This window comes from Actinobaculum suis, assembly GCF_900102025.1.
Lineage (GTDB): Bacteria > Actinomycetota > Actinomycetes > Actinomycetales > Actinomycetaceae > Actinobaculum > Actinobaculum suis.
Map to the genome: position 1 here is coordinate 45,025 of NZ_FNAU01000014.1, position 6,226 is coordinate 51,250.

Genomic DNA, 6,226 nt, shown 5'->3' on the forward strand with positions numbered 1-6,226 from the left:
CTACCGCGCTCACCAGTCTACCGGTCCGGCCTGCCTCCGGTTACTATCCAAAAACCGGCCCGGCATAAAGCTCCCAATAACATTGGCAACTCTAGCCGAGCCGGCACCAAATCGCGCCTATAGCCGCGCGTAGCCACTTATAGCCGCGCGTGGCCACCTACCCGAGCGGTACTTCCGCGCCGAGCGGGCCTTCCCGGGTGGGCATATCTGCTTCCCGAGCCGAACTAACCGGTGCTGCCGGCAAATGCCTTTGCGGTAGCGTACGGGGTTTGTAACTCGGCCGGCGCTCCTCGTATTCCCGAATCAGATCGGCATCACGCAAAGTTAGCGCAATATCATCCAGGCCTTCTTGCAAACGCCACCGGGTATAGTCGTCGATTTCAAAGGAATCCGTGAAATCACCGCAGGTCACCGTTTTTTCTTCCAGGTTCACGGTGATTTCAATTCCGGGCTGGGATTCGAGCAGCTGCCACAAAGTTTCCGCGCACGCATCGGAAATAACCCCGGCAACCAGGCCTTGCTTGCCCATATTGCCGCGGAAAATATCGCCAAAGCGCGGGGCGAGCACAGCTTTGAAGCCCCAATCGCGCAAACCCCACACCGCGTGTTCACGTGAAGAACCGGTACCAAAATCCCGGCCGGCTACCAGCACCGAACCGTGCTTATAGGCCTCTTGGTTCAAAACGAATTCCGGATCGCGCCGCCGCACCGCAAACAGCGCATCCTCATAACCAGTTTTCGTGATTCGCTTTAGATAGGCCGCGGGCAAAATCTGGTCGGTATCCACCGCAGTTTCTCGCAGGGGCACCCCGATCCCGGTATGTACACTAAATTTTTCCATAACGTCTTCCGTTTCCCTTCCTGCTCTCGCTACCGCGCCTTCTTACAGATCGTTCGGGTGGGAGAAGTGCCCGGTTACCGCCGTCGCCGCTGCTACCAGCGGAGAGACCAGGTGGGTGCGCCCGCCCGGGCCTTGCCGGCCCCGGAAATTACGGTTTGAAGTAGAAGCGCAACGCTCCCCAGCAGTGAGCTTATCCGGGTTCATACCCAAACACATGGAGCATCCGGCATTGCGGAACTCGGCCCCAAACTCGGCGAAAATATCGGCCAAGCCTTCCGCTTCTGCCTGCATCCGCACCCGCGCCGAAGCCGGCACCACCATCACCCGCATACCCGGTTTCTTGTGGCGGCCTTTCCACACTTTGGCAACCGTGCGCAGATCTTCAATCCGCCCGTTCGTGCACGAACCAATAAACACGGTATCGACCGGAATATCGCGAATCTTGGTACCCGGTTGCAGGCCCATATAGTCCAGTGCTTCTTCGGCGGCTTCGCGAGCTTGCGGATCCGCCATTGCTTCCGGATCTGGTACAGACGCCGAAATCGGCACGCCCTGGCCCGGATTAGTACCCCAGGTGACCACCGGTTCCAGTTCGCTAGCGTCAAGATCCACCACGGTATCGAAAACGGCATCCGCATCGGTGTGCAAGGTCTTCCAGTAGGCTACGGCCGCATCCCAATCTTCGCCTTGCGGAGCGTGCGGGCGGCCGCGCAGATAATCGAAAGTGATCTGGTCGGGGGCGATCATGCCGGCACGGGCACCTGCTTCGATCGACATATTGCAGATCGTCATCCGCGCTTCCATAGACAGTTTGCGAATCGCTTCCCCGCGATACTCAATAATGTGGCCTTGTGCCCCATTGGTACCGATCTTGGCAATGATCGCCAAAATAATATCTTTCGAAGTGGTGCCGGGCCGCAACTCACCATGAATATTGATCGCCATAGTTTTGAAAGGCGCGAGTGGAAGCGTTTGCGTAGCCATCACGTGCTCAACTTCCGAAGTGCCAATCCCAATCCCAATGGAACCGAAGGCGCCGTGGGTGGAAGTATGCGAATCACCGCAAACTACCGTCATCCCCGGTTGGGTGAGCCCAAGTTGCGGGCCCACCGCGTGCACGATCCCCTGTTCGGCACTGCCGAGCGAATACAGCGGCACCCCAAATTCTTCGCAGTTGCGGCGCAAGGCCTCAACCTGTTTACGGGAGGTTACCTCCTGGATCGGCCGGTCAATATCTACCGTGGGCACATTGTGATCCTCGGTAGCAACCGTCAAATCCGGCCGGCGGAGCTGGCGGCCAGCCAACCGCAATCCCTCAAACGATTGCGGGCTCGTAACCTCGTGGATCATGTGCAAGTCAATGTAAAGGAGATCCGGAGCACCGTTCTCTCCTTTTTTGACAACGTGCGCATCCCATACCTTCTCGGCGAGCGTTTTCGACATTAGGATCCCTCCTTTACTTTGCTTCCACCAACGGTTTTTCACCGACCAAGTTTTATAACAACCAAGGCTTTATAAAACCCAAGGCTTTATAAGAACCAGGCCGCGTTCCGATGTCGCTTTGCCTCGCATAGCGGTCCACATCACTTCACACCTTCCTTGCATCTCACTTCGTGAGATGGGAGTATCAAGTTATGGACACCAAGAAGGATAGCGCAAAGAAGCCGGCAGAGGGTAGCGGGGTTGGCGTACTCGACAAAGCTTCCGCCGTGCTCGACGCTTTGGAAGCCGGCCCGCAAACTCTGGCCAGCCTAGTTTCTACTACCGGCCTGGCGCGTCCCACCGCTCACCGCCTCGCGGTAGCTTTGGAGTTCCACCGATTTGTGGCCCGCGATATGCAAGGCCGGTTCGTACTCGGCCCGCGCCTTTCCGAACTATCTTCCGCGGCCGGCGAGGATCGCCTGCTTAGCGCCGCCCACCCGATGCTCGTAGCTTTGCGCGACCATACGGGTGAATCTGCCCAGCTTTTCCGCCGCCAAGGCGAACAGCGAGTATGTGTTGCGGCAGCGGAACGAGAAATGGGTTTGCGTGATTCCATCCCGGTAGGTGCGGTACTGTCCATGAAAGCCGGTTCTGCCGCGCAGGTGTTGCTCGCCTGGGAAGAACCGGATCGTTTGCACCGAGGTTTGCATGGTGCTTCCTTTACCGCCACGAACCTTTCTGCGGTACGACGCCGGGGCTGGGCCCAATCCATAGGTGAACGCGAGGCCGGAGTGGCCTCTATTTCCGCACCCGTACGCGGCCCTTCCGGCCGCGTGATTGCCGCGGTGTCTATTTCCGGGCCGCTCGAACGCATGGGCCGCCAACCGGGCCGCTTGCATGCCACGGCGGTATGTGCGGCAGCAAAACGGCTCACCGATGTACTCCAGCACACCGAAGGGCTCGACGAATAACTCCCCCGCGGCGCTGCTTATTGCGCACTCAGTTTTACTCAGTGCCGCGCAAAGCTGCCCGATATTCGGCTTCGGTAAGGCGGGTTACTAGCTCCCAGTTTTCGCGCGGCTCAGTAGTGGCGTTGTGGTGTGCGATGCGGCCCCGTAGCTCATCGTCCAGCAGGAGGCGGGCGAGCTGGGCGGCAACGTCCTGATCACTCTCCCCCAACAAACCCGAAACTTCGTTTTCCAAAAAATCATCGGCACCCGTATTGGTGGGGCACACTACCGGTAACCCTGCCGCGCGCGCTTCCAAAGTGGCAATTCCAAAAGATTCCAACCGTGACGAGGAAAGATAAATATCGGCCTGCGCGTAGGCCTGCATAAGCTCGGCGCGCGAAGCCCGGCCCGGCAACCGCACCCATTTGGCGGCCCGATGCGAGCGAATCCACCGCTCTAATTCCCAACGTTGCGGACCTTCCCCATAAATAGTGAGCGTGGCATCCAAACCCGAAATTTCCCGCGCCGCTTTCACTATTTCTAACATTTCCAAGGTGCGTTTGCGCGGGGCCAAGCGGCGCGCCGAAATAATCCGCAACCGGCGCTGTTCGCGGAGCAGTTTCGCTTGCTCTGGTGCCGTTTCCGTTTCCGGTGCCAGTTCTGGTGTTGATGCCGGTTCTGGTGCCTGCGGCGTTTCCTGTGCTGATGCTGATTCCGGTTCTGGTGCCTGCGTTGATCTCGATTCCGGTGCCGGTTCTGGTGTTGACGTCGATGCCGATTCTGATGCCGGTTCGCTAGCGCGGGTTGCAAGGCGCCAACTGGCTACTTGCCGCCAATCACGTAGCGAGACCCCATTCGGAATAACCGCTACTTCCCCTTTTTGCCCCACCACCTGTTTAACTTCCCGGGCCACTAATTGCGAAGGCGCCGCATGGCGAATCGTTGGGCCGGTAATCGGCCGAACGAAGGGAATATACGGCCACACCGTGGGTTTGAGTACGGAATGCCAAGTTACCAGCGCGGGTAGGGTGTGCAGTTTGGCCAGCAAGAGGGCGTGCCAGGCGAAGGGTGATACGAGGCCGGTGTTGATGTGTACGACGTCGGCCCCCTGCAAAGCAGCAAGTAACTGCCTCCCACAAAACGGGTTGATGGGAATACCCCCAAAAATTGGGGTGGCGAGCCGCAACACGCGAATACCTTCCACTACGTCATGAGAATAGCCGCCCCCACGCTGTGCCGGGGTGGCAGTAATGACGAGCACTTGGTGCCCGTTGTTCTGCAGTGCAAGAGCAAGGTCGCGCACCTGCGACTCAATGCCGCCCAACCGCGGCATGAAACAATCAGAAACAAGGGCAATACGCACCTAGCTAGTATGGCAGAGCTAACCGCTTCCTTCCAAAGTGCTAGCCCGTGGCGTGTAAAAAACGCTTTCCGCAAATCGCAGCGAATACTACTAGCACCGCATCTGTGTACCTCGGTGGGCGGCTGGTTCTTTAACAGAAAAGCCCTCTTAGCTTCAGGTGCGTGCTGAGAGGGCTCTGGGTGTAAATGCAAGATGCTCCCCATGCACTATGCAGTGGTTAGAGAATCAAAAAATAGCTGGTTAACTGTATAGAAATCTGACCACCAGGTACCGCTAGCTTCATCACGAGCATGATCAAGCAGGTTAGTCACAGCATCGTAATGTTCAGACTGCGGATAGTATATGCACAGCGCATCTACGGTTTGCCCGCTGTCGTCTATAGTGAATGTTTCTTGCCTCCATTCCCCGTTAAAACGACGCCGCAAACCTTCACCTAAAAACAACATGTACTCATATTTGAGCTGATCGTCAAAAGTATAGCCATGGTTGAGGAAAAAAGATTCACACCTATCCAGCGACTCTTTTGACCACGGATCATTTTCGACAACGCCTTGAATTCGATCAGCAAAATGACCGGATGAAATAAATTCCCTGGCCTGACTGGCTATAACGGTAACGTCATTCATCTGGTCAGATGCCATACCTTTCCGACTTTTTTGCACTTGAGTTTCGGATAATTCGGGAACGCAGTATTGTAAACCGTCCTCAGTGCTTCACAGGCAGGTTTGGACGATAGACCCCTTTACTTCCTTTCGTCATGCCAGAAAAATCTGGTGGGTTCGCGACATGGGAATCGGGGTCGCGGTGCCTCTTAGAGACATCGAAACAGTATCAAATCATCTATGTTACAAACAACTCCGTTGTCCAAATCTTTGGCCGCGGCTTTCGCTTGTTATAGCGCAGGGCGAACTGTTCGACGTCGTACGAAATCCGGCCATAATGAACCACGCTGCCTCTCAGGTGAAGCTCATCGATGGCTCTGGCCACATGATGTGGCCAGCTTTTCTAAACGTCCAACCTGCTGAACCTTTACCCTGGGTACTTCCCGATGGCTTCTCGGTTCTATTTTATTTTCAGATCCAAGATGATCTTTTCGCAATATGCCCACAAACCGCTGAGAAGGTAGAGACCGCCCGCTTTGCTTTCAGTAACGGAACAGTGATCAACGTTCCGGTTCGCAAAGATGGTTGCACGGGGCGCACAGATGACTGCGTATGGGCTTGCGCGGACGATCCCGCTCTACCCAAGGTGGACATGACAATGCGTCTCGTTCAGTAAATCTACTATTCGCATACCTACAGGTCTTACTTCCAGCGCTCGTCCCTGCAGGCAGGATGGGGCAGGCCCAGCGTTCCACGCAAACCGTGCTAAAAGCCTTGGATATGGCGATTGGGCTACGGGGGCGAGCACCACGCAAATTGGTGTTGCACGCGGCCCCGGATCCACACGGCTATCGGCAGTCACACTGGGATTACCCTTGTTTTGTTGACACTGGATTAGAGGGATTGCCTGTGGTGTTGATTCCTTGGGAGGATGTGTCTTATGAGTGGGAAGAGAAGGCGGTTTACCCCTGAATACCGGCGGGATGCTGCGAGTCAGGTGATTGATACTGGCGAGTCGATTGCGTGTGTGGCTAAGGCTTTGGGCTTG

Annotated in this window: 6 protein-coding genes; 2 read left to right on the forward strand and 4 right to left on the reverse strand. The window is 56.4% G+C overall.

All coding sequences use genetic code 11. The annotated features are described in order from the left end of the window. Positions 1-157 precede the first annotated feature (157 nt). Together leuD and leuC are read right to left on the reverse strand one after the other, a co-directional pair. On the reverse strand, positions 158-841 hold the full coding sequence (gene leuD / locus BLT47_RS07590) for a 3-isopropylmalate dehydratase small subunit (protein ID WP_074663438.1): 684 nt from the start codon (positions 839-841) through the stop codon (positions 158-160). Between the two features lie 42 nt (positions 842-883). Then, positions 884-2,284 (reverse strand): 3-isopropylmalate dehydratase large subunit, encoded by a 1,401-nt coding sequence (gene leuC, locus BLT47_RS07595; protein WP_049619345.1) that lies wholly within the window; start codon positions 2,282-2,284, stop codon positions 884-886. A gap of 191 nt (positions 2,285-2,475) precedes the next feature. Here leuC and BLT47_RS07600 point away from each other — a divergent pair, with 191 nt between their 5' ends. Further along, positions 2,476-3,234: an IclR family transcriptional regulator gene (locus BLT47_RS07600; protein ID WP_049619344.1), complete on the forward strand. Its 759-nt coding sequence runs from the start codon at positions 2,476-2,478 to the stop codon at positions 3,232-3,234. 34 nt (positions 3,235-3,268) lie between these two features. On the opposite strand, the gene BLT47_RS07605 is transcribed toward BLT47_RS07600, so the two are convergent. After that, entirely contained in the window at positions 3,269-4,576 is a 1,308-nt protein-coding gene (locus BLT47_RS07605) for a glycosyltransferase (RefSeq protein ID WP_074663442.1), read from the reverse strand. 206 nt (positions 4,577-4,782) lie between these two features. Beyond that, positions 4,783-5,217: a hypothetical protein gene (locus tag BLT47_RS07610; protein WP_074663445.1), complete on the reverse strand. Its 435-nt coding sequence runs from the start codon at positions 5,215-5,217 to the stop codon at positions 4,783-4,785. A 901-nt stretch (positions 5,218-6,118) separates the two neighbouring features. Here BLT47_RS07610 and BLT47_RS09615 point away from each other — a divergent pair. After that, the coding region (locus tag BLT47_RS09615) for a transposase (protein ID WP_420865599.1) at positions 6,119-6,226 on the forward strand (108 nt) is incomplete at its 3' end.